The sequence below is a fragment of the Frondihabitans sucicola genome, from assembly GCF_030296615.1.
Classification (GTDB): Bacteria; Actinomycetota; Actinomycetes; order Actinomycetales; family Microbacteriaceae; genus Frondihabitans; species Frondihabitans sucicola.
The window spans coordinates 2,636,755-2,659,624 of record NZ_AP027732.1 but is presented as its reverse complement, the minus strand read 5'-3'; the positions used below and the strand labels follow the sequence as shown (position 1 = coordinate 2,659,624).

Sequence of the window (22,870 nt, the reverse complement as noted above, 5' to 3'; positions counted from 1 at the left end):
GCGTGTCTCGCGACCACGAGCCAGCGCCGCCCAGACCCACCGCATTTCTCCTCCCTAGAATGGACAGAGTGTCGATTTCACCCGCCAACCCCGCTTCCTCCGATCCGGCCGAGCTGCTGCACGCCAGCGTGTCCGACCCGGGTGACGTGTCGAAGCTCAGCGTCCGCGGTGCCCGCGTGCACAACCTGCAGAACGTCGACATCGAGATCCCGCGCGATTCCCTCGTCGTTTTCACGGGCCTGAGCGGATCGGGCAAGTCCTCTCTGGCGTTCGACACGATCTTCGCCGAGGGTCAGCGCCGCTACGTCGAGTCGCTCTCGGCCTACGCCCGCCAGTTCCTCGGGCAGGTCGACCGCCCCGACGTCGACTTCATCGAGGGGCTCAGCCCCGCGGTCTCGATCGATCAGAAGTCGACCAACCGCAACCCGCGGTCGACCGTCGGCACGATCACCGAGATCTACGACTACATGCGACTTCTCTGGGCGCGCATCGGGGTGCCGCACTGCCCCATCTGCGGCGAGAAGATCAGCAAGCAGACCGTCCAGCAGATCGCCGATCAGTTGATGACTCTCGAGACCGGCCGGCGCTACCAGGTGCTCAGCCCGGTGGTGTCGCAGAAGAAGGGCGAATTCGTCGACCTCTTCAAAGAACTCGCGTCGTCCGGCTACTCGCGGGCGATCGTGGATGGCGAGGCGATCCAGCTCAGCTCGCCACCCGTGCTGAAGAAGCAGATCAAGCACGACATCTCGGTCGTCATCGACCGGCTGGTCGCGTCCGACGATCTCCTGTCTCGACTCACCGACTCGCTCGAGACGGCGCTGCGCCTCACGGACGGCCTCGTGACGATCAACTTCGTCGACGAGACCGGGCCCGGGGCCTTCCGCACGTTCTCCGAGAAGCTCTCCTGCCCGAACAACCACCCGCTCCAGCTCACCGAGATCGAGCCGCGCACCTTCTCGTTCAACGCGCCGTTCGGCGCCTGCCCCGAGTGCTCCGGCCTCGGCACCAAGATGTCCGTCGACTCCGACCTCCTTCTCGGCGACGACGAGCTCAGTCTCGCCGAGGGCGTCATCCTGCCCTGGACCAACTCCGGCAAGGGCCTCTACAACTACTTCCAGAAGCTGCTCGAAGGTCTCGCGAGCGACCTCGACTTCACGCTCAAGACTCCCTGGAAAGACCTCAGCCCCGAGGTGCGACGAGCGGTACTCGAAGGGAACGACTTCGAGGTCACCGTGCGCTATCGCAACCGCTTCGGCCGCGAGATGAAGTACACCACGGGCTTCGAAGGCGTCATGCCCTACATCGAGCGCAAGTACGCCGAGGCCGAGTCCGACACCCAGCGTCAACGCTATGCGTCCTATCTGCGCGAGATCCCGTGCGTCGTGTGCAAGGGCAAGCGCCTCAAGCCGGAGGTCCTCGCCGTTCTCGTCGCCGGGCACAGCATCGCCGACGTGTCCGAGCTGAGCCTCTCCGACGCTTTCTCCTTCATGAACACCGTCGACCTCTCGGTCCGAGAGGCCAGGATCGCCGCGCAGGTCCTTCGCGAGATCCGGGTGCGTCTCGAGTTCCTCCTCGAGGTCGGCCTCAACTACCTCTCGCTGGCGCGATCGGCCGGTTCCCTCTCGGGCGGCGAGGCTCAGCGGATCCGGCTCGCCACGCAGATCGGATCCGGTCTGACGGGTGTCCTGTACGTACTCGACGAGCCATCGATCGGGCTCCACCAGCGCGACAACCGCCGCCTGATCGACACCCTCGTCAAACTGAAGAACCTCGGCAACACGCTCATCGTCGTCGAACACGACGAAGACACCATCCGCACGGCCGACTGGATCGTCGACATCGGTCCTGGCGCCGGAGTCAACGGGGGCCGCGTAGTCCACTCGGGCGGCTACGAGGAGCTCCTGGCCAACACCTCGTCCTTCACCGGCGACTACCTCGCCGGGCGCCGCTCGATCGAGACGCCGAAGAAGCGCCGCAAGATCGACAAGAGCCGCATGATCTCGGTCGTCGGCGCGCGAGCCAACAACCTCGACAACGTGACGGTCGACTTCCCCCTCGGCACCTTCGTGGCCGTCACCGGAGTCTCCGGGTCCGGCAAGTCGTCGCTTGTCAACGACATCCTCTACAAGGTCATGGCCAACCAGCTCAACGGCGCTCGCCAGATCCCCGGCAAGCACACCCGCGTCACCGGCCTCGAGAACCTCGACAAGGTCGTTCATGTCGACCAGGCCCCCATCGGGCGGACACCGCGCTCGAACCCGGCCACCTACACCGGCGTCTTCGACCGCATCCGCAATCTCTTCGCCGAGACGGTCGAGGCGAAGGCTCGCGGCTACCTGCCGGGCCGATTCAGCTTCAACGTCAAGGGCGGTCGCTGCGAGAACTGCGCGGGCGACGGCACCATCAAGATCGAGATGAACTTCCTTCCCGACGTGTACGTGGCCTGTGAGGTCTGCGGCGGCGCTCGCTACAACCGCGACACCCTTCAGGTGCACTACAAGGGCAAGAACATCTCCGAGGTGCTCGACATGCCGATCAGCGAGGCGGCCGAGTTCTTCGCGCCGATCAGCGCGATCTCCCGGTTCATGAGCACGCTGGTCGACGTCGGGCTCGGTTACGTCCGCCTCGGGCAGAGCGCGACGACGCTCTCGGGGGAGAGGCGCAGCGTGTCAAGCTCGCCACGGAACTGCAGAAGCGATCCAACGGGCGGAGCGTCTACGTGCTCGACGAGCCCACCACGGGTCTGCACTTCGAAGACGTGCGCAAGCTCCTCCTGGTCCTGAACGGCCTGGTGGAGAAGGGCAACACGGTGATCACCATCGAGCACAACCTCGACGTGATCAAGTCCGCCGACTGGCTCATCGACATGGGTCCGGAGGGCGGTGCCGGGGAGGGCGCGTGCTCGCCATCGGAACCCCCGAGCAGCTCGCCAAGGTCCCGGAGAGTCACACCGGCCGGTTCCTCGCCGAGATCCTCTCCATGCCGCGCGCCGAGATCCCCGCGCCGGCCAAGGCCCGGAAGCCGCGTGCGAAGGCCTTGGCACGGTAGAGAACGAGCCAGAGCACCGATGAGCAACACCGTTTCGTGGCGCCCGAAGGCGAGCGACATCCCGACCCGGCCCGGCGTGTACCGATGGCGCGACGAGCGCGGTCGGGTGCTCTACGTCGGCAAGGCGAAGAACCTGCGCCAGCGTCTCAGCAACTACTTCGCCCCGCTGCCCTCCCTTCACGAGCGCACCCGTCGCATGGTCTTGACCGCTCGCAGCGTCGAGTGGACCGTCGTGGGCACCGACATCGAGGCGCTGCAGCTCGAGTACACCTGGATCAAGGAGTTCGATCCACCGTTCAACGTCAAATTCCGCGACGACAAGACCTACCCGTTCATGGCGATCACGCTCGCCGACGAGGCGCCGCGGGTGATGGTCTCGCGCAACACGAAGATCAAGGGAGCGAAGTACTTCGGCCCGTTCCCGAAGATCTGGGCGGTCCACGACACCATCGATCTGATGATCAAGGTCTTCCCGATCCGCACCTGCTCCGACTCCAGCTACAAGAAGGCGATGCAGACGGGAAAGCCCTGCTTCCCGGGTCAGATCGGCCGCTGCGGAGGCCCCTGCTCCGGTCGTGTCACGATCGAGGAGCACCGCAAGATCGTCGACGAGTTCGTCCGGTTCATGGGCAGCTACGACCGCAAGGTCATCGCCGAGCGTCAGCGGCTCATGAAGGTGGCAGCCGAAGAGTTCCGCTACGAGGACGCCGCGAAGTACCGCGACCAGGTGGGGGCGCTCGAGGCCGTCCTCGAGAAATCCGCCGTGGTGCTGCGCGATTCCGTCGACCTCGATCTCTTCGCCGTCTCCGAAGACGAGCTGGCCGCAGCCGTCCAACTCTTCACGGTCCGTGGCGGTCGTGTCCGAGGAGCCCGCGGCTGGGTCCTCGACAAGGAGATCGACATCTCCACCGGTGACATCGTCGAGCAGGCGCTTCAAGACGTGTACAGCAAGGGTGGCGAACTGCCTCGAGAGATCGTGGTGCCGACGCTGCCCGACGACGCCGAGGCCCTCGAGACCTGGCTGTCCGAGCTCCGATCCGGCAGCAGCAGCGACGGTCGCGTGCGCGGCCGGGTTCAGCTCCACACGCCCCAGCGCGGTGACAAGGCGAACCTGATGCAGACGGCGACTCTCAACGCCGCCCAGTCGCTGATGCTCTACAAGACCAAACGGAGCGCCGACTTCGCCACTCGGTCTACCGCTCTCGCCGACATCCAAGAAGCCCTCGGCATGCACGACGCTCCTTTGCGAATGGAGTGCTACGACGTCTCGCACCTGCAGGGCACCAACATCGTGGCCTCTATGGTCGTCTTCGAAGATGGCCTCCCCCGCAAAGACCAGTACCGCCGGTTCAGCATTCCCACGTCCACCGACGACACCGAATCCATCTACCAGACGCTCACCAGGCGACTGGCCCGGCTCGACGACGAGCTCGCACCCGTCGAAGAAGTGGGGGAGCAGCGCAAGCGCTTCGCGTACCGACCCAACCTCCTCATCGTCGACGGCGGCCAGCCGCAGGTCGCCGCGGCCCAGCGCGCCATGGACGATCTCGGCGTGACCGGCATTCAGCTCGCCGGCATCGCGAAGCGACTCGAAGAGATCTGGCTGCCCGACGACGACTTCCCGGTGATCCTGCCCCGCAACAGCGACGCCCTGTTCCTCATCCAGCGCATTCGCGACGAAGCGCACCGGTTCGCCATCACGTTCCAGCGCCAGCGCCGAAAACGCGACATCGCCACCCAGCTCGCCGAGATCCCGGGGCTGGGCGCCACGCGCGTCGCGATCCTGCTCAAGCACTTCGGATCGGTGGCCCGACTCAAGAAGGCCACCGCGAAGGACATCGCCGAGGTCAAGGGCATCGGTCCGACGCTCGCGGGCAGCATCGTGACAGCGCTCGGCACCGCTGCAGAATCCGACGGCGGCACCGCCGCAGAATCCGACGACGATGCCGCGGGCGACGCTCTGAGCGACGAGCCGACGAGCGGCGACGGATAGGATTGGCGCGATCTCGATGGCAACCGGAAGGGCTCGTGTCCGTGAGTGACGTATCCGAACAACAAGACGTCCTGATCGTCACCGGCATGTCGGGAGCAGGACGTTCGACTGTCGGCAACGCGCTCGAAGACCTCGGCTGGTACGTCGTCGACAACCTGCCGGCGCAGATGCTGAGGCCGCTCATCGATCTCGCCGAGCGCGCGGGCGACTCCTTCCGAAGATCGCGGCCGTCGTCGACGTCCGCGGCGGCCGACTGTTCTCCGAGGCACAGGAGGCCGTCAGAGCTCTCCAGGAGTCCATGCCGACGAAGGTCCGCGTCCTGTTCCTCGACGCCACCGACGCCGCCCTCGTGAGGCGCTTCGAGCAGGTGAGACGGCCTCATCCGCTGCAGGGCGACGGCACCCTGCTCGACGGCATCCTCGCCGAGCGAAGCCGAATGGAAGAGCTGCGTGAGTCCAGCGACATCATCATCGACACGTCCGAGCTCAACATCCACCAGCTCGCGACGTCGATCATCGAGAAGTTCTCGGCCCCCGAGACGGCGGGCGTCCAGGTCACCGTCCTCAGCTTCGGCTTCAAGTACGGTCTGCCCGCCGACGCCGACATGGTGGGTGACGCGCGCTTTCTCCCCAATCCCTTCTGGATCCCCGAGCTCCGGTTGCAGAACGGCCTCGACCAGCCCGTCAGCGACTTCGTCATGCAGCAGCCGGGGGCCAGCGAGTTCATCACCGCTTTCGGCGCCGCCCTCGAGCCGGTCATGGCCGGATATCAGCGTGAGAACAAGAGACACGCTACGATCGCCATTGGCTGCACGGGCGGAAAACACCGATCGGTGACCCTCGTCGGCGAATTGGCCGCACACTTGCGTGGGCTCCCCGGGGTGGCCGTCAGCGTCAAACATCGCGACCTCGGCCGCGAGTAGCACTCCCGAAGGGGCGGTACGCACACCAGCGTCCACCGCCCCGAGCCCGTGCCCCACCAGCTCGGTAGCACCACGCTCCATCCCGAACAACGTAAGGATTCCGTCTTGGCTCAGACTGCCGACGTCAAAGAAGAACTCGCCCGCGTGGAGGTCTCGAAGACCACCGTCCGGGCCGCCGAAGTGGCGACGGTTCTTCGATTCGCGGGCGGGCTGCACGTGATCTCGGGCAGGATCGCGGTCGAGGCAGAACTCGACAGCGCTCTCCTCGCGCGACGGGTCCGGAAAGACCTCGCAGAGCTCTACGGTGCCCGCAGCGACGTCTCGGTCATCGCCGCCACCGGCCTGCGCCGCACCAGCCACTACCTCGTCCGCGTCCATGAGGCCGGCGAGACCCTCGCCCGGCAGACCGGGCTGATGGACGCCAGGCGACGCCCGGTCCGCGGCCTTCCCAACCGGCTCACCACCGGCTCGCGCGACGACCTCGCCGCCATCTGGCGCGGCGCCTTCCTGGCTCAGGGCAGCCTCACCGATCCTGGTCGTTCGGCGGCTCTCGAGGTCGTCTGCCCAGGCAACGAGGCCGCCATGGCCCTCGTCGGAGCCGCCGGTCGTCTCGGTATCGCCGCTAAGGCCCGCGAAGTGCGCGGAGTGCACCGCGTCGTCATCCGCGACGGAGAAGCGATCAGCGCCATGCTCACGCAGATGGGCGCCACCAAGAGCGTGAGCGACTGGGAAGAGCTGCGCCAGCGCCGCGAGGTCCGGGCGACCGCGAACCGCCTGGTCAACTTCGACGACGCCAATCTGCGGCGTTCGGCGCAGGCCGCCGTCGCCGCGTGCGCTCGGGTCGACCGTGCGATGGAGATCCTGGGCGACGACATCCCCGACCACCTGCGGTATGCCGGCGAGCTGCGCCTGGCGCACCGCGACGCCAGCCTCGACGAGCTGGGCCACCACGCCGACCCTCCCATGACGAAAGACGCCGTCGCAGGCAGGATCCGCAGGCTCCTCGCGATGGCCGACAAGAAGGCCGCCGACACCGGGGTTCCCGGCACGGAGGCGAACCTGCCCGCCGACCTCGACCTCGACTGACCGAGGCTCGATCCTGCCCGACGATTCAGGTCGACGGCCCCCTGGGTTTGCTGAGCGTTCGTGAAACGAGCGATCCGCGTCGGCTGAGTCGTCACTACACTGACAATCGTCCATCCGAGCCCCTTCGCGGCGCTCGAGACCTCTGAGCTAGGAGAAAAACGTGGCTGAATACACTCTTCCCGACCTGCCCTACGACTACTCGGCACTCGCACCGAGCATCTCGGGCCAGATCATGGAGCTGCACCACTCCAAGCACCACCAGACCTACGTCACCGGCGCGAACACCGCCGTCGCAGCTCTCGCCGAAGCGCGCGAGACGGGCAACCTGGCGAACGTGAACAAACTCGAGAAAGACCTCGCGTTCAACCTCGGCGGCCACGTCAACCACTCCATCTTCTGGACCAACCTCAGCCCCGACGGCGGCGACAAGCCCACCGGCGAGCTCGCCGCAGTCATCGACGACCAGTTCGGATCGTTCGACAAGTTCGTCGCTCACTTCACCGCGGTCGGACTCGGCGTCCAGGGCTCCGGCTGGGCCGTCCTGGCGTACGACATCCTCGGCGAGAAGCTGAGCATCTTCCAGCTGTTCGACCAGCAGGGCAATGTCCCGTTCGGCCTCGTGCCTCTGCTGATGCTCGACGTGTGGGAGCACGCGTACTACCTCGACTACAAGAACGTCCGCGCCGACTACATCAAGGCGTTCTGGAACATCGCCAACTGGGAGAACGTCCAGGCCCGCTACACGGCGGCCACGTCGAAGACCGGCGGCCTCCTCGTCTTCTAGGCCTCCTGCGCTACTGTCGTAGGGGCCAAAAGCTCGCTTCATCCGCGCCGAACCGAGACCGCACCCAGCGCTCTCGGAGGAGCACCAAGCCACACGAACGAGCGCCGCAAGGCGCCTGAAAAACTGGAGATCCATTGAGCGTCAAGATCGGAATCAACGGCTTCGGCCGCATCGGCCGCAACTACTTCCGGGCCGCCCTCGCGAAGGAAGTGACCTTGAGATCGTCGCGGTCAACGATCTGACCGACAACGCGACTCTCGCCAACCTGCTCAAATTCGACTCGATCACCGGCCGCCTCGACGCCACCGTCGAGCTCGACGGCGACAACATCGTCGTCAACGGCAAGGCGATCCGCGTCTTCGAAGAGCGCGACCCCGCGAACCTGCCCTGGGGCGAGCTCGGCGTCGAGATCGTCATCGAGTCGACCGGTTTCTTCACGAAGGCCTCCGACGCGCAGAAGCACATCGACGCGGGAGCCAAGAAGGTCATCATCTCGGCTCCGGCCACCGGTGACGACGCGACGATCGTCCTCGGTGTCAACGAGGGCACCTACGATCCCGCCAATCACCACATCCTGTCGAACGCGTCCTGCACGACCAACAGCCTCGCCCCGCTGATGAAGGTCTTCCTCGACAACTTCGGCGTCGAGCGCGGCCTCATGACGACGGTGCACGCCTACACGGCCGACCAGAACCTCCAAGACGGCCCGCACAAAGACCCGCGTCGTGCTCGCGCCGCCGCGCTCAACATCGTGCCCACCTCGACCGGTGCCGCCAAGGCCATCGGCCTCGTCATCCCGGAGCTCGCCGGCAAGCTCGACGGCTACGCGCTGCGCGTGCCGGTGCCGACCGGTTCGATCACCGATGTGACGCTCGAGACCTCGACGCCCGTCACGGTCGACCAGATCAACGCCGCCTACAAGGCTGCTGCCGAGGGCGACCTCAAGGGCATCCTGCTGTACTCCGAAGACCCGCTGGTCTCGAGCGACATCCGCAGCGACCCGCACTCGTCGATCTACGACTCCGGTCTCACCAAGGTGATCGGCAACCTCGTCAAGATCACGTCGTGGTACGACAACGAGTGGGGCTACTCGAACCGCCTCGTCGACCTCGCCGAGTACGTGGCCGCGAAGCTCTAGCGCCGCCCGACGACAGGCTCAGCACCCGCCGCACGAACCGTTAGGCAGCACAACACATGGCTCTTCGTACCCTCGAGTCCCTCGGCGACCTGGCCGGCAAGCGCGTCATCGTCCGGTGTGATCTGAACGTCCCGTTGAAAGACGGCGTCATCACCGACGACGGTCGCGTCCGCGCCTCCTCGGAACCCTCAACACCCTGATCAACGCCGGCGCCCGTGTCGTCGTCATCTCCCATCTCGGGCGACCCGACGGCGAAGCGAAGCCCGAGTACAGCCTGGCTCCCGTCGCGCAGCGCCTCAGCGAGCTGCTCGGCAAGTCGGTGGGCTTCGCGCCCGAGACGACGGGGGAGGCCACGACCGCTGCCGTCGCGGCGCTCACCGACGGGCAGATCACGGTGCTCGAGAACCTTCGGTTCCAGGCAGCCGAGACCTCGAAGGACGACGGCGAGCGGAAGGCCTTCGCCGAGCAGCTCGCCGCTCTCGGCGAGGCCTTCGTCTCCGACGGCTTCGGGGTCGTCCACCGCAAGCAGGCCAGCGTCTACGACCTGCCGCAGTTGCTCCCGTCCGCCGCCGGTTCGCTCATCGAGACCGAACTGAAAGTCCTCGATCGCCTCACCGAGACGCCCGAGCGGCCCTACACGGTCGTGCTCGGCGGGTCGAAGGTCTCCGACAAGCTCGGGGTCATCGAGCACCTGCTTCCGCGAGTCGACAACTTGCTCATCGGCGGCGGCATGCTGTTCACCTTCCTCGCCGCTCAGGGGCACGCGGTCGGCAAGAGCCTCCTGGAGCAGGATCAGCTCGAGCGGGTTCGCGGATACGTGACGGACGCCCAGGAGCGCGGCGTGAAGCTGATCCTGCCCACCGACGTCGTCGTGGCGTCCTCCTTCTCCGCCGACGCCGACCACGAGACCGTGGCCGCCGATGCCATCGAGTCGACAGCCTTCGGCCCGCAGGGAATCGGGCTCGACATCGGTCCCGACACCGCGTCGGCGTTCGCCGACATCATCACGGCGTCGAAGACGGTCTTCTGGAACGGCCCCATGGGCGTGTTCGAGTTCGAGGCGTTCGCGGCCGGCACTCGCGTGGTCGCCGACGCGCTCACCAAGGTCGACGGCCTCGGTGTCGTCGGCGGCGGCGACTCTGCTTCCGCCGTTCGCGCGCTGGGCTTCCGCGACGACCAGTTCGGACACATCTCCACCGGCGGTGGAGCAAGCCTCGAGTTCCTCGAGGGCAAGAAACTCCCCGGCCTGGAGGTCCTCGGATGGTAAACGCACGCACCCCGTTCATCGCGGGCAACTGGAAGATGAACCTCGATCACCTCCAGTCGATCGCCTTCGTGCAGAAACTCGCCTGGAGCCTCAAGGACTCGAAGCACGACTACGCGAGCGTCGAGGCGGCGGTCTTCCCGCCGTTCACCGATCTGCGGAGCGTTCAGACACTCATCGACGCAGACAAGCTCGAGCTCTCGCTGGGCGCGCAAGACCTGTCCGACAACGACTCCGGCGCCTACACCGGCGACATCTCCGGCGCCTTCCTCGCCCGTCTCGACGTCAAGTACGTCATCGTCGGGCACTCGGAGCGCCGCACGATCCACGGCGAGACCGACGAGGTCGTCGCGTCGAAGGTCGCTGCCGCACATCGCAACGGGCTCGTCCCGGTGCTGTGCGTCGGCGAAACTGCTGAAGACCTCGAGAAGCACGGCCCGAGTGCCGTCCCCGTCGCACAGCTCAGAGCAGCGCTCGCGTCGATCCCCGGGACCGCAGAGATCGTCGTCGCCTACGAGCCGGTGTGGGCGATCGGATCCGGTCAGGCCGCAACGCCCGACCAGGCCGAGCAGGTCTGCGCTGCGCTCCGGGAGACCCTCGTCGAGGTGCTCGGAGCGGATGCCGCGGCCGCGACCCGCATCCTCTACGGAGGATCCGTGAAGTCCGGCAATATCGCCGCGTTCATGCGCGAGCCGAACGTCGACGGGGCCCTCGTCGGTGGCGCCAGCCTCGACATCCCCGAATTCGCCAGCATCGTGCGCTTCCAGCACCACGTCGGCGTCTAGTTTTCGCAGGCGTCAAGCTATAATTGCTGACGGCCCGACGCTCGAAAGGTTTTCCGTGCAAATTCTCCAGGTCGTACTGCAGGTGGTGCTCGGCATCACGAGCCTCCTGCTGACCCTGCTCATCCTGCTCCACCGCGGTCGCGGCGGCGGGTTGTCCGACATGTTCGGCGGCGGTGTCACCAGCAACCTCGGTGCGTCGGGGGTTGCCGAGCGCAACCTCAACCGCATCACCGTCATCCTCGGCCTCATCTGGATCGCGTCCATCGTGGTCCTGGGCCTCATCACCAAGTTCACGGCAGGTTCGTAATGGCATCAGGCGGCAGCGCAATTCGAGGGTCCCGCGTCGGCGCCGGCCCGATGGGAGAACAAGATCGCGGCTTCCACGCCGAGCGCATCACGATCTCCTACTGGGATGCCCTGGGCAACGAGGTCGTCCGTCACTTCGCGGCCAACGTTCCCGAAGAGGAGATCCCCGAGACCGTCGACTCGCCGTCGACCGGTCTGCCGGCCGGCCGCGACAAAGACAACCCTCCGGTCGTCGCCAAGCTCGAGCCTTACAAGACGCACCTCGCGTACGTCAAAGAGCGCCGCACCGAAGAAGAGGCCGCCCAGCTGCTCGACGAAGCGCTCCAGCAGCTCCGCGAGCGTCGCGGCAAGGTTCCCGCCAAGAAGTAGCACCACCCCGAAGGCCCTCGGCAGCAGCCGGGGGCCTTCGTCGTGCGCTCCGCACTGCACCCGGCTCGCACTCCTGCGCACCGCTCGCCTCCGCGCCGCACCCCACCCCTCTCCTCTCCTCCTCCAGAAATCGAAGGGGATTCTGGCAGGATGCCCCTCCGATCACGATGAAAAAACCGGGCCGGCGAAAATCCCCTTCGATTTCGGGCAGGGCAGGGCAGGGCAGGGCGGCGCAGGGCAGGGCAGGGCAGGGCGGCGGGGCGGACAGACAGGCGCAGCAGCAGAAAGCGAGCAACTCAGAAACGCAGGATGCCCGCGGTCGCGACCACGGGCATCCTGCGTTCGAATCCGAGCCTCAGTACGACGAGGCGATGAGCTGCTCGGGCACCTCGGCGGCCGCGTCTTGGTCGACGAAGAAGACCGTGCGCTTGCGCCCCTTGACGCCGGCCACGGGCACCTGGTCGGCGCCGGCACCCGCGAGAGCGAGGCCGAGCGACGAAGCCTTCTCGGCGCCGGCGAGGATCATCCACACGCGCTGCGAATTGTTGATCGCCGGCAGGCTGAGCGTGAGGCGCTCGGGCGGCGGCTTCGGGCTGTCGGCGATCGTCAGCACCGTGGGCTCGAGGGCGCTCACCTGCGGCTTGTCGGGGAAGAGCGACGCGACATGACCGTCGGGACCGACACCGAGGAGGGTGATGTCGAAGCGGGGCGACTCGTCGTCTCCCTGCGCGAAGTCTTTCAGCTCGGCGATGTACGCGGCTGCCGCCTCGTCGACCGAGGCGAAGTCGCCCACGGCACCGAAGCGGTGGACGTTCTCGGCCGGGACACCGATGTGGTCGAGCAGGTCGATGCCGTTCTGCTTGTCGTTGCGATCGGCGCTGTCGGCTTCGACCCACCGCTCGTCGGACCACCAGAACGAGACCTTCGACCAGTCGACGCTGTCTCGCGCCTCGGAGCGGTTGATGGCGGCGAGCACCAGCGTGCTCACCGACCCGCCGCTGAGGACGACCGAGGCGTAATCCTGCTCCTCGATGACGTCGATGATCTTGGTGATGAATCGGGCGGCCACGGAGGCCCCCAACGATTGCTTGTCGGGGTGAACCAACACCCGGCGTTCGTTCGTCACACTCAGTTGCTTTCTTGGTCGTCGCGCAATTGCTTCACGCCCGTCTTCACGACATTCCCGAAAAGGGAGTCTGGGTCGAGTCTACGGAGTTCTTCGGCCAGGCAATCGCGCAGGCTGCGGCGTGGCAGCGACAGGTCGTGGGTCGGCTGACCGGGCTGCGACAGGGTCGCCACGTTGACCAGCGACCGCTCGAGCTCGATCGGGCCCGACGGACGATGCAGGCGCACACCGTGGATGCCGCTCGAGCCGGTGGCGCGAGTGGTGAGATCGTGCTTGACCGGCACCTGCAACTGCAACTTGAGCCAGGCAGCGAGCAGCAGCGTCGAGGGGGAGTCGGCGGCACCGGAGACCTCCACCGACGTGACCGGCTCGTACGGCGGCTGGTCGAGCGCGGCCGCGAGCTGGGTGCGCCAGAGCGTCAGCCTGGTCCAGGCGAAGTCGGTGTCGCCGGGCTCGTAGGTCGACGCGAGGTCGATGATGGACTGGCGGGGGTTGCTCTGCGCAGCCGCGTCGGTGATGCGACGCTGGGCGATCCTGCCCAGGGGTGACTCGGAGACGACGGCCGGTGCCTTCCCCGGCCACCACGCCACCACGGGCGCGTCGGGCAGGAGGAGCCCCGTGACGAGACCCTCCTCGTCGGCGGCGATGTCGCCGTAGGCGCGCAGGAGGATGACCTCGCTGGCGCCCGCGTCCCCGCCCACCCGGATCTGCGCGTCGAGACGGGCCTCGTCGCGCCCGGAGGGCTCGTCGTCGGTGGAAATGACGATGACACGCATGGGGTGCTCGCGGCTGGCCTCGTTCGCGGCCTCGATCGCCTCTTCTTCGTGACCGAGGTTGGTCGCAATGATCAGGGTCAGAACGCGCCCGAGGGCGACGACGCCGCCCTCCTCGCGAATCTTGACAAGGGCCTTCGAGACCCGGCTGATGGTGCTGTCGGGAAGATCGACGATCACGGACGCCTCCAGGTACGGCCGTCGCGGGCCATCAGTTCGTCGGCGGAGTGGGGGCCCCACGTGCCGGGACGATATTGTTCGGGTTGACCCTGGGTGGCCCAGAACTCTTCGATCGGGTCGAGGATCTTCCACGAGAGTTCGACCTCTTCGTGGCGGGGGAAGAGCGGGGGATCACCGAGCAGGACGTCGAGGATCAGGCGCTCGTAGGCCTCGGGGCTCGCTTCGGTGAAGGCGTGGCCGTAGCCGAAGTCCATCGTGACGTCGCGCACCTGCGTGCCGATGCCGGGGACCTTCGAACCGAACCGGAGAGTGACGCCCTCGTCGGGCTGCACGCGGATCACGAGGGCGTTCTGCCCGAGCTCCGCGCCGTCGCCGAGTCCGAAGACGTTCTCCGGAACGCGCTTGAAGACGACCGCGATCTCGGTGACGCGACGCCCCAGCCGTTTGCCGGCGCGCAGGTAGAACGGCACGCCGGACCAGCGCCGCGTGGCGATCTCGAGCTTGATGGCCGCGAAGGTCTCGGTGACGGAGTCGGGGTTCATCCCGCCCTCCTCCAGGAAGCCGAGGACCTTCTCGCCCCCTGCCAGCCGCCGGAGTACTGACCGCGCGCCGTACCGGCCCCGAGGTCTTCGGGGATGCGGACGGCCGAGAGGACCTTCTCCTTCTCGGCGCGCAGGTCGCGGGCCTTGAAGCTGACCGGCTCTTCCATCGCGGTGAGGGCGAGCAGCTGAAGGAGGTGGTTCTGGATGACGTCGCGGGCGGCGCCGATCCCGTCGTAGTAGCCGGCCCGGCCGGCCACGCCGATGTCTTCGGCCATCGTGATCTGCACGTGGTCGACGTAGTTGCTGTTCCAGAGCGGTTCGTACATCTGGTTGGCGAAGCGGAGCGTCAGGAGGTTCTGGACCGTCTCTTTGCCGAGGTAGTGATCGATGCGGAAGACGGAGTCGGGCTCGAAGACGGTCTCGACGACGGCGTTCAGCTCGCGGGCCGTGGTGAGGTCGGAGCCGAACGGCTTCTCGATGACCACACGGCGCCACGGCCGCTCGCCATTGGCGTCGACGGTGTCTTCGGCGAGACCGGAGTCGCGAAGCTGCTCGGTCACGAGCGGGAAGAAGCGCGGCGGGATCGAGAGGTAGAAGGCGTGGTTGCCCATGGTGCCGCGCTCGGCGTCGAGCTGGTCGATCGTCTGCTTGAGCTGCTGGAACGCGCTCGCATCGTCGAAGTCGCCCTGCACGAAGCGGATGCCCTCTTTGAGCTGGCGCCACACGTCTTCGTCGAAGGGGTGCGCGCGTGCTGCTTGACGGCCTCGTAGACGACCTGCTCGAAGTCCTGGTCTTCCCACTCGCGTCGAGCGAATCCGACGAGCGCGAAGCCGGGGGCAGGAGGCCGCGGTTGGCCAGGTCGTAGATCGCCGGCATGACCTTCTTGCGCGACAGGTCACCTGTCACGCCGAAGATAATGAGGGCGGACGGGCCCGCGATTCGATTGAGGCGGCGGTCGGAGGGCAACCTCAGAGGGTTGAACTCCGGCGTGATTTCCACCGGTGCCATTGTGTTATCTGTGTCCTTGCGTCGTGTTGCTGCGACAGTCGAGTTCGGGGAGGCGAGGCGGTGCTCGCAACGGAAGAAGCGGGCGCAGGATCATCCCGCGCCCGCTTCCGCATCAGCGTAGTGCGCCGAGGAGGATCGGCAGCGCCTGTGCCACATCGGTGACCGTGAGGGTCAGCACCGGCCGGCCGTGTTCGGCCAGGACCGTGGCGTCACCGGCTGCTTGAGCCGCCACGAGCGTGCCGAAGCTGAACGGGCTGCCGGGGATCTCGAGGTCGGTCTCGGGGATCTGCGTGATCTGCAGGAAGACGCCGTTCGAGGGACCGCCCTTGTGGTACTGACCGGTCGAGTGCAGGAACCGAGGGCCCCAACCGAAGGTCACCGGCCGACGGGTCCGCGCGGCGAGGGCGTCGCGGAGTGCGACGGCACCAGGCGCCGCGACGCGATCGAGGTACGCCTGAATGGCGACGTACCCGTCGTCGGTCAGGTGCCTCAAGAGGCCCTCGACAGCGGATTCGAGGGAGTCTCCGAGGTCGATTCCGCCTGCGCCGCGAACGTCGACCCCCGACGCCGTGAACGCGGCCGGAACCGGTTCGGGCTCGCCGTCGAGAAGACTGCGCGTCGCGACCTTCGCCGACTCGACGTCTGGCTGGTCGAACGGGTTGATCCCGAGGAGACGCCCCGCGACCGCGACGGCGTACTCCCAGGTCAGGATCTGTGCGCCGAGCGACCCGGAGATCTCGACCTCGCCCGGGGCGACCTCGCGGGTCTCCTCGGTGCTGGCGACGAGCCGGATGATCTGCACGTCGTGAAGGCCCTCCGTGATCTCGGGGGCGTCGACACCGATCACCACGGGAAGGAGGCCCCGACCGAGCTTGCCGGTCGACTCGGCGATCAGCTGCTCGGCCCAGTCGGGAAAGCCCTGGATGTGCGTTCCGTCGGCGACGATCGCGATCTTGTCGCGGAGAGGTGTGGTGCCACCCAGCACGGCGCCCAGGACGAGACCGGGATTGTCGGCGCGATCCTGCGCCAGCTCGACCGTGACGGCGTCGGCCTCACCGAGGAGTTCCTCGATGTCGGCGCCGGCGAGGCCCGACGGAACGAGCCCGAACGCCGAGAGGGCAGAGTAGCGCCCGCCGATGTTCGGATCGGCGTTGAAGACGACGTAGCCGGCTTCTCGAGCAGACCGGTCGAGCGGCGAGCCGGGGTCGGTCACGACGATGATGCGGTCGTGGACGTCGGAGTAGCCGGCATCGGAGAAGGCCTTCTCGAAGGCCTTGCGCTGACTGGCGGTCTCGACCGTCGACCCCGACTTCGACGAGACGATGAGCACGGTGTGCTCGAGGTCGACGTTCAGGGCATCGAGGACCTGGCCGGGCTCCGTCGCGTCGAGGACGGTCAGTTCGACACCGTACGTGCGGGTGATCACCTCGGGCGCGAGCGACGATCCGCCCATGCCGGCGAGCACGAAGTTGTTCAGGCCCTTCGCGGCCAGCCGGTGTCGGAGAGCCACGATCTGCGGGACGAGCTCGGCCGAGACCGTGATGGCCTCGGCCCAGCCCAGTCGCTTTGCAGCTTCCGCCTCGGCCTCCGGGCCCCAGAGGCTGGGATCCTGGACCGTGATGCCGGAGGCGACCAGGTCGCCCACCAGCGTCGGTACGACGGACGCGACTGCCTCGGCAGCCGCGCCCGACGCGGTGATGGCGATCGTCACTTAGCGGCTTCCAGCGCGGCCGTGACCGTGTCGAGGAGCTCGTTCCAGGAGACGATGAACTTCTCCACGCCCTCGGACTCGAGGAGCGCGGTGACGTCGTCGTAGGAGACGCCCTGCGCGGCGACGGCGTCCATGACGGCGTTGGCCGCGGCGTACGAACCGGTGATCGTGTCGCCGGTGATGACGCCGTGGTCGAAGGTGGCCTCGAGGGTCTTCTCCGGCATCGTGTTGACCACGTCGGCCGCGACGAGCTCGACCACGTAGGTCGTGTCGAGGACGGCGGGGTCTTTCACACCGGTCGACGCCCAGAGCGGACGCTGCTTGTTGGCGCCGGCGGCCAGCAGGCCGGTGGCACGCTCGGTGGCGAACGACTGCTCGTAGACCTCGTAGGCGAGCTGAGCGTTGGCGACGCCCGCCTTGCCCTTGAGAGCCTTGGCCTCGTCGGTGCCGACGGCCTCGAGACGCTTGTCGATCTCGGTGTCGACGCGCGACACGAAGAAGGATGCGACCGAGTGGATCTTCGACAGGTCCTTGCCGGCAGCCTTGGCCTGCTCGAGCCCGGTGAGGTACGCGTTGATGACGGCGCGGTAGCGGTCGAGCGAGAAGATGAGGGTCACGTTGACGCTGATTCCCTCGGCGATGGTCGCCGTGATCGCCTCGAGGCCTTCGACGGTGGCCGGGATCTTGATGAGGACGTTCTCTTTGTCGACCCGCGAGTAGAGGCTCTTGGCCTGCTCGATGGTGCCCTGGGCGTCATGTGCGAGACCCGGCTCGACCTCGATGGAGACGCGACCGTCGAAGCCGTTCGTGGCGTCGTAGATCGGCTTGAACACGACGCACGCATCGGCGACGTCGTCGGTCGTGATCGAGAACACCGAGTCGGTGACGCCGGTGCCGGCCTTGGCCAGCTCGGCGACCTGGGCGTCGTAGGCCTCGCCCTTGGCGAGTGCCGAAGCGAAGATCGTCGGGTTGGTGGTGACGCCGACGACGTTGCGCTCGGCGATCAGCTTCTGAAGGCCCTCGGACTTGATGCGCTCGCGCGACAGGTCGTCGAGCCAGATGCTCACACCCGCGGCGGAGAGCGCCGCGGTGGGGGTGGTGGGGGTGGTCTGGGTGTCAGTCATTTTCTTCTCTTCTTCTGTTTGTGGGCGCTCGGTCAGAGAGCGGCCAGCGAGTTCAGGCTGTCCTTGGCGGCGGCGACCGCGGCCTCGGTGGTCATGCCGAACTTCTCGAACAGGGTCTTGTAGTCGGCGGAGGCGCCGAAGTGCTCGATGGAGACGCTGCGGCCGGCGTCGCCGACGTAGGTGCGCCAGCCGAGCGCGATGCCGGCCTCGATGGAGACGCGAGCCTTGACGGAGGTCGGCAAGACCGACTCCTTGTACTCGTCGCTCTGCTCTTCGAACCAGTCGAGGCTCGGTGCCGACACGACTCGCGCGTTGATGCCCTCGCCGCGAAGCACCTCGCGGGCCTCCACGGCGATCTGCACCTCGGAACCCGTCGCGATCAGGATCACGTCGGGGGTGCCACCGGGGGCCTCGGCGAGCACGTAGGCGCCCTTCGAGACGAACTTGGCCGAAGCGAAGGTGTCACCCGTCGCCTCACCGTCGCCGCGCTCGAAGACCGGCAGGTTCTGTCGGCTGAGGGCGAGACCCTCGGGGCCGGAGAAGCGCTGGAGGACCGTGAGCCAGGCGTAGGACGTCTCGTTGGCGTCGGCCGGGCGGACGACCGACATGTTCGGGATCGCACGGAGCGCCCAGAGCTGCTCGATCGGCTGGTGCGTCGGGCCGTCCTCGCCGAGGGCCACGGAGTCGTGGGTCCAGACGTAGGTCGCCGGCGCCTTCATCAGCGCGGCGAGTCGGACCGCAGGGCGCATGTAGTCGCTGAAGATGAGGAACGTGCCGCCGAAGGGGCGGGTGTTGCCGTGGAGGACGATGCCGTTCAGGATCGAGCCCATGGCGTGCTCGCGGATGCCGAAGTGCAGCACGCGGCCGTAGGGGTTGCCGGTCCACTCGTGGGTCGACCACTCGGTCGGCACGAACGACTCGGCCGTCGTGATCGAGGTGAGGTTCGACTCGGCGAGGTCGGCGGAGCCGCCCCAGAACTCGGGCAGGACGCCGGCGATGGCGTTGATGACCTTGCCGGAGGCGGCGCGCGTCGAGACCTCTTTGCCGGGCTCGAAGACGGGCAGCGCCGACTCCAGCTCGGGCGGAAGGTCGCCGGCGAGCATGCGGTTCAGCAGCGCGTTCTTGTCGGGGTTGGCGGCGGCCCAGGTCGAGAGCTGCTCGTTCCAGGCGGCGTGCTGCGCCTGGCCGCGCTCGACGGCCTTGCGGGTGTGCTCGAGGACCGCGGGGTCGACGTCGAACGACTTGTCGGGGTCGAAGTCGAGGACCTTCTTGAGGGCCGCGATCTCGTCGGCGCCGAGGGCCGAACCGTGCGACTTGCCGGACCCCTGCTTGGTGGGGGAGGGCCACGCGATGATGGTCTTCAGGATGATCAGCGACGGCTTGTCGGTGACGCCCTTGGCGCGCTCGATGGCGTCGTTGAGTTCGTTGACGTCTTCGACGTACTCGCCGGTCTTCTTCCAGTCGACGACCTGGACGTCCCAGTCGTAGGCCAGGAAGCGCTTGTGCACGTCTTCGGTGAAGGCGATGTTCGTGTCGTCTTCGATGGAGATCTGGTTCGAGTCGTAGATGGCGATCAGGTTGCCGAGCTGCTGGTGCCCGGCGAGCGAAGCGGCCTCGCTGGTGACGCCCTCCTGCATGTCGCCGTCGCCGGCGATGACGTAGACGAAGTGATCGAACGGGCTGGTGCCCGGAGCGGCGTCGGGGTCGAACAGACCGCGCTCGAAGCGGGACGCATAGGCGAAACCGACGGAGCTGGCGAGACCCTGGCCCAGGGGGCCGGTCGTGATCTCGATTCCGTCGGTGTGGCCGTACTCGGGGTGGCCCGGCGTCTTGGAGCCCCACGTGCGGAGCGCCTCGAGGTCTTCGAGCTCGAGGCCGTAGCCACCGAGGTAGAACTGGATGTACTGGGTGAGGGACGAGTGCCCGACCGACAGGATGAAGCGGTCGCGCCCGATCCAGGTGCTGTCGCTGGGGTCACGGCGCATCACCTTCTGGAAGAGAAGGTAGGCCGCGGGCGCGAGGCTCATCGCGGTGCCCGGGTGGCCGTTCCCCACCTTCTGGACCGCGTCGGCCGCGAGAACGCGGACCGTGTTGACTGCCTTTTCGTCAATGGATTCCCATTGCAGATCTGCCACTTGAGGATGACCCTTCTTGATGCGAGATTGCGCGGGTTTCGCTCCCGCACTGACATGTCGCCTGCCGAGGCTCCGTCGACTCGGCCACTCGAATTCGCGGGTGAAAGACCCTCGAACCCCTGTGGCCTGCTGCCGGGCATGCTTCTAGGGCGACATCGACACGAACGTGGGATCGGCGCCCTGAGCCCTGCAACTGGCAAGCACCTGCCAGTATAGAGACGTCGAGGGGTCGCGTGCCCGCTGCCGCCTCGGTAATCGCCGTCAGCGTAGACATTCTTCGTTTAGACTTACCCCGGCCACAGATCCGCCTGGTAGGCCGTCCGTCTCCGTTCGCGGAGACCTCGTACTTAGAGGACGTATGACAGCACTCGACACCCGCCAAGACTCGACCGGCACGTCCCGGATCGGCTTCACGCGCAAGGTCCGTGCCTACGTCTCCCTCACCAAACCCCGGGTGATGGAACTCCTGCTCGTCACCACCGTGCCGACGATGTTCCTCGCGCAGGGCGGCGTTCCGAACCTCTGGCTGGTAGCCGCCACGTTGATCGGTGGGGCCCTCAGCGCCGGAAGCGCCTCTTCGTTCAACTGCTACATCGACCGCGACATCGACCGCGTCATGAAGCGCACCAAAGACCGCGCGCTGGTGACCGGCGACGTCACCGATCGTGAAGCCCTGATCTTCTCCTACGTCCTGGGAGTCGCCTCCATCGTGTGGCTCGGACTCCTGGTCAACCCGCTCTCGGCTGCCCTGTCGCTCTTCGCGATCCTGTTCTACGTGTTCGTCTACACGCTCTGGCTCAAGCGCCGCACCCCGCAGAACATCGTCTGGGGCGGCATCGCGGGCTGCATGCCCGTCCTCATCGGTTGGGCGGCCGTGGCCGACTCGCTCAGCGTCGCGCCCGTGATCCTGTTCATGGTGATCTTCCTCTGGACCCCGCCGCACTACTGGCCGCTGTCCATGAGATACCGCGACGACTACGCCTCGGTGAACGTCCCGATGCTGGCCGTCGTCCGCGGGCGAGCGCACGTCGGTCTGCAGGTGATCCTGTACGCGTGGGCCACGGTCGTCTGCTCCGTGCTCCTCATCCCGATCGCCCACATGGGAATCCTCTACACGGTCGTGGCCGTCGCGAGCGGCATCTGGTTCATCTACCAGTCGCACAGCCTCTACAGCCGCGCCATCACCGAGGTCGTCGACGTCAAGCCGATGAAAGTCTTCTTCTCGTCGATCACCTACCTGACGCTGCTGTTCCTGGCGGTCGGGATCGACCCGCTGCTGCCGAGGTTCCTCGGCTTCTAGCCGAGCGTGCGACGCCGCGCCCGGGCCGCCGCTCGGCAGCGCCCGACGCTCAGCGTTCGGCAGCCACCGCGGCGACCTCGACCGGCTTGGAGAGATCGACGTCGCTCTGGAGCGTGTGGGTCACGGCGGTCATCGCTGCCACCAGCAGCCCTGCGAGAACGAGGTGCGAGCCGACGAGCAGAGGCGGCAGCCCCGAGTTCGCCTGGATCAGCCCGACCGTGATCTGCGCGATCTCGACGGCCAGCAGCAGGATCGGGAACACTCGCGGGAGCCCGAGCCGAAGGGCCGCGCCGACGAGCACGAGTGTCAGCGCGAACACGGCGAAGGCCGGGATCGCGTGCAGCACCTCGATCACCTTCGGGTCGAAGCCGTTGCGGTGCGTCTGGGCATCGCCGGCGTGGGGCCCGGCCCCCGTGGTCAGGATCCCGAGGACCACGGTGATCGCGACGAAGACCGCCGCGACACGGGCGACGACGGCGTACCACGGGGAGTGGCCGCGCTGTCGCCGCGCGGCCCGTGATACACGCGGTAGACGAGAGTCGCCGTGATCCTGACCAGGATCATCGACACGATGAAGTGCGAGCCGACCACGTAGGGGTTCAGCTTGGCGAGCACGCTGATGCCGCCGAGCACCGCCTGGAACGGGATGCTGAGCGCCTGGATCAGCGTCAGCCAGAAAAGGTCGCGGCGCACCTTGCGCATCCGGAAGACCGCGAAGAAGGCCAGGATCACGATGACCACGAGAACGAAGGTCAGGAGCCGGTTGCCGAACTCGATGATGCCGTGCAGGCCCATCTCGGGCGTCGTGACGAGCGATCCGGTGGTGCACTCGGGCCAGGTGGGGCAGCCGAGGCCGGAACCGGTGAGGCGGACGAGCCCGCCAGTGCCCACGAGCACCAGCTGGCAGACGAGCGATGCCCAGGCGATGATCCTGACCCGCCGGTCGACCCGAGCGGGAAGAAGGGACCAGATCTTCGCCAGCGGACCGGTCGAAGTTGTCTGTGCGTTGGTCACGTATTGCTGCCCTTCGTTACTTTTCACGCCTCGACCTGTAGAATTGCCGGGTTCAGGAACACACCCGTTTCGGTGCGTCGATGCAGACCACGGATCGCTCTCGATCACACAGCGCCTTCGAAAAGACCGTGCTTGTGATCTTAGGGACACTGATCTGGGTGCTCGCCCCTGAACCGACTCCCTCGCAGCTGCGGAGGGAGTACCACCCGCAGCGGGCTCGCCCTCTGCAACGGGAATGTCGCAACGAGCGTATCGGTTCGAG

Annotated in this window: 14 protein-coding genes and 5 pseudogenes; 11 read left to right on the top strand and 8 right to left on the bottom strand. The window is 66.9% G+C overall.

Annotation, left to right across the window (positions count from 1 at the left end; translation table 11 throughout):
• Positions 1-59 precede the first annotated feature (59 nt).
• The 10 genes and pseudogenes from uvrA (at position 60) to QUE79_RS13675 (ending at position 11,695) form a co-directional block, all read left to right on the top strand.
• Positions 60-3,048: pseudogene (gene uvrA / locus QUE79_RS13720) on the top strand (excinuclease ABC subunit UvrA).
• A 19-nt stretch (positions 3,049-3,067) separates the two neighbouring features.
• Positions 3,068-5,041 (top strand): excinuclease ABC subunit UvrC, encoded by a 1,974-nt coding sequence (gene uvrC / locus QUE79_RS13715; RefSeq protein WP_286343593.1) that lies wholly within the window; start codon positions 3,068-3,070, stop codon positions 5,039-5,041.
• Positions 5,042-5,127: 86 nt separating this feature from the next.
• Positions 5,128-5,963 (top strand): annotated as a pseudogene (rapZ, locus tag QUE79_RS13710) (RNase adapter RapZ).
• Positions 5,964-6,068: 105 nt separating this feature from the next.
• Complete coding sequence (whiA, locus tag QUE79_RS13705; protein WP_286343592.1) at positions 6,069-7,049, top strand: DNA-binding protein WhiA; 981 nt, start codon at positions 6,069-6,071, stop codon at positions 7,047-7,049.
• 160 nt (positions 7,050-7,209) lie between these two features.
• Positions 7,210-7,833, top strand: coding sequence for a superoxide dismutase (locus QUE79_RS13700; protein ID WP_286343591.1), 624 nt, complete (start codon positions 7,210-7,212; stop codon positions 7,831-7,833).
• A gap of 134 nt (positions 7,834-7,967) precedes the next feature.
• Positions 7,968-8,971: pseudogene (gene gap, locus QUE79_RS13695) on the top strand (type I glyceraldehyde-3-phosphate dehydrogenase).
• A gap of 56 nt (positions 8,972-9,027) precedes the next feature.
• A pseudogene (locus tag QUE79_RS13690) lies at positions 9,028-10,238 on the top strand (phosphoglycerate kinase).
• On the top strand, positions 10,232-11,020 hold the full coding sequence (gene tpiA / locus QUE79_RS13685; RefSeq protein WP_286343590.1) for a triose-phosphate isomerase: 789 nt from the start codon (positions 10,232-10,234) through the stop codon (positions 11,018-11,020). Before QUE79_RS13690 ends, tpiA begins: the two are co-directional and overlap by 7 nt.
• Positions 11,021-11,075: 55 nt before the next feature.
• Entirely contained in the window at positions 11,076-11,327 is a 252-nt protein-coding gene (secG, locus tag QUE79_RS13680) for a preprotein translocase subunit SecG (protein WP_286343589.1), read from the top strand.
• A complete protein-coding gene (locus QUE79_RS13675; RefSeq protein WP_286343588.1) occupies positions 11,327-11,695 on the top strand; it encodes an RNA polymerase-binding protein RbpA in 369 nt (122 codons plus the stop codon). The genes secG and QUE79_RS13675 overlap by 1 nt, the downstream gene beginning before the upstream one ends.
• 355 nt (positions 11,696-12,050) lie before the next feature.
• On the opposite strand, the gene pgl is transcribed toward QUE79_RS13675, so the two are convergent.
• The 6 genes and pseudogenes from pgl to tkt all read right to left on the bottom strand — a co-directional run bounded on the left by pgl (position 12,051) and on the right by tkt (position 20,294).
• Positions 12,051-12,821 (bottom strand): 6-phosphogluconolactonase, encoded by a 771-nt coding sequence (gene pgl, locus QUE79_RS13670; RefSeq protein WP_286343587.1) that lies wholly within the window; start codon positions 12,819-12,821, stop codon positions 12,051-12,053.
• Positions 12,822-12,823: 2 nt separating this feature from the next.
• Entirely contained in the window at positions 12,824-13,774 is a 951-nt protein-coding gene (locus QUE79_RS13665) for a glucose-6-phosphate dehydrogenase assembly protein OpcA (RefSeq protein WP_286343586.1), read from the bottom strand.
• A pseudogene (zwf, locus tag QUE79_RS13660) lies at positions 13,771-15,324 on the bottom strand (glucose-6-phosphate dehydrogenase). The gene QUE79_RS13665 and the pseudogene zwf overlap by 4 nt, the downstream one beginning before the upstream one ends.
• Positions 15,325-15,436: 112 nt before the next feature.
• Positions 15,437-17,035, bottom strand: coding sequence for a phosphoglucose isomerase-related protein (locus tag QUE79_RS13655; RefSeq protein WP_286343585.1), 1,599 nt, complete (start codon positions 17,033-17,035; stop codon positions 15,437-15,439).
• Positions 17,032-18,159: a transaldolase gene (gene tal, locus QUE79_RS13650; RefSeq protein ID WP_286343584.1), complete on the bottom strand. Its 1,128-nt coding sequence runs from the start codon at positions 18,157-18,159 to the stop codon at positions 17,032-17,034. The genes QUE79_RS13655 and tal overlap by 4 nt, the downstream gene beginning before the upstream one ends.
• A gap of 32 nt (positions 18,160-18,191) precedes the next feature.
• Entirely contained in the window at positions 18,192-20,294 is a 2,103-nt protein-coding gene (tkt, locus tag QUE79_RS13645; protein ID WP_286343583.1) for a transketolase, read from the bottom strand.
• A gap of 358 nt (positions 20,295-20,652) precedes the next feature.
• Here tkt and QUE79_RS13640 point away from each other — a divergent pair, with 358 nt between their 5' ends.
• The gene (locus tag QUE79_RS13640; RefSeq protein ID WP_286343582.1) at positions 20,653-21,594 is read left to right on the top strand and encodes a heme o synthase; all 942 of its coding nucleotides are present in this window, start codon (positions 20,653-20,655) and stop codon (positions 21,592-21,594) included.
• Between the two features lie 49 nt (positions 21,595-21,643).
• Here the strand turns inward: QUE79_RS13640 and QUE79_RS13635 are convergent, their stop codons facing one another.
• Positions 21,644-22,030, bottom strand: coding sequence for a COX15/CtaA family protein (locus QUE79_RS13635; protein ID WP_286343581.1), 387 nt, complete (start codon positions 22,028-22,030; stop codon positions 21,644-21,646).
• Complete coding sequence (locus tag QUE79_RS13630) at positions 22,012-22,608, bottom strand: COX15/CtaA family protein (protein WP_286343580.1); 597 nt, start codon at positions 22,606-22,608, stop codon at positions 22,012-22,014. Before QUE79_RS13630 ends, QUE79_RS13635 begins: the two co-directional genes overlap by 19 nt.
• Positions 22,609-22,870 lie beyond the last annotated feature (262 nt).

What these genes read in the sequence shown, in the direction of transcription:
- uvrC (WP_286343593.1), top strand. Translation starts at nt 3,068, where the DNA reads ATGAGCAACACCGTTTCGTGGCGCCCGAAGGCGAGCGACATCCCGACC.
- tpiA (WP_286343590.1), top strand. Translation starts at nt 10,232, where the DNA reads ATGGTAAACGCACGCACCCCGTTCATCGCGGGCAACTGGAAGATGAAC.
- QUE79_RS13675 (WP_286343588.1), top strand. Translation starts at nt 11,327, where the DNA reads ATGGCATCAGGCGGCAGCGCAATTCGAGGGTCCCGCGTCGGCGCCGGC.
- tal (WP_286343584.1), bottom strand. Translation starts at nt 18,159, where the DNA reads ATGACTGACACCCAGACCACCCCCACCACCCCCACCGCGGCGCTCTCC.
- QUE79_RS13640 (WP_286343582.1), top strand. Translation starts at nt 20,653, where the DNA reads ATGACAGCACTCGACACCCGCCAAGACTCGACCGGCACGTCCCGGATC.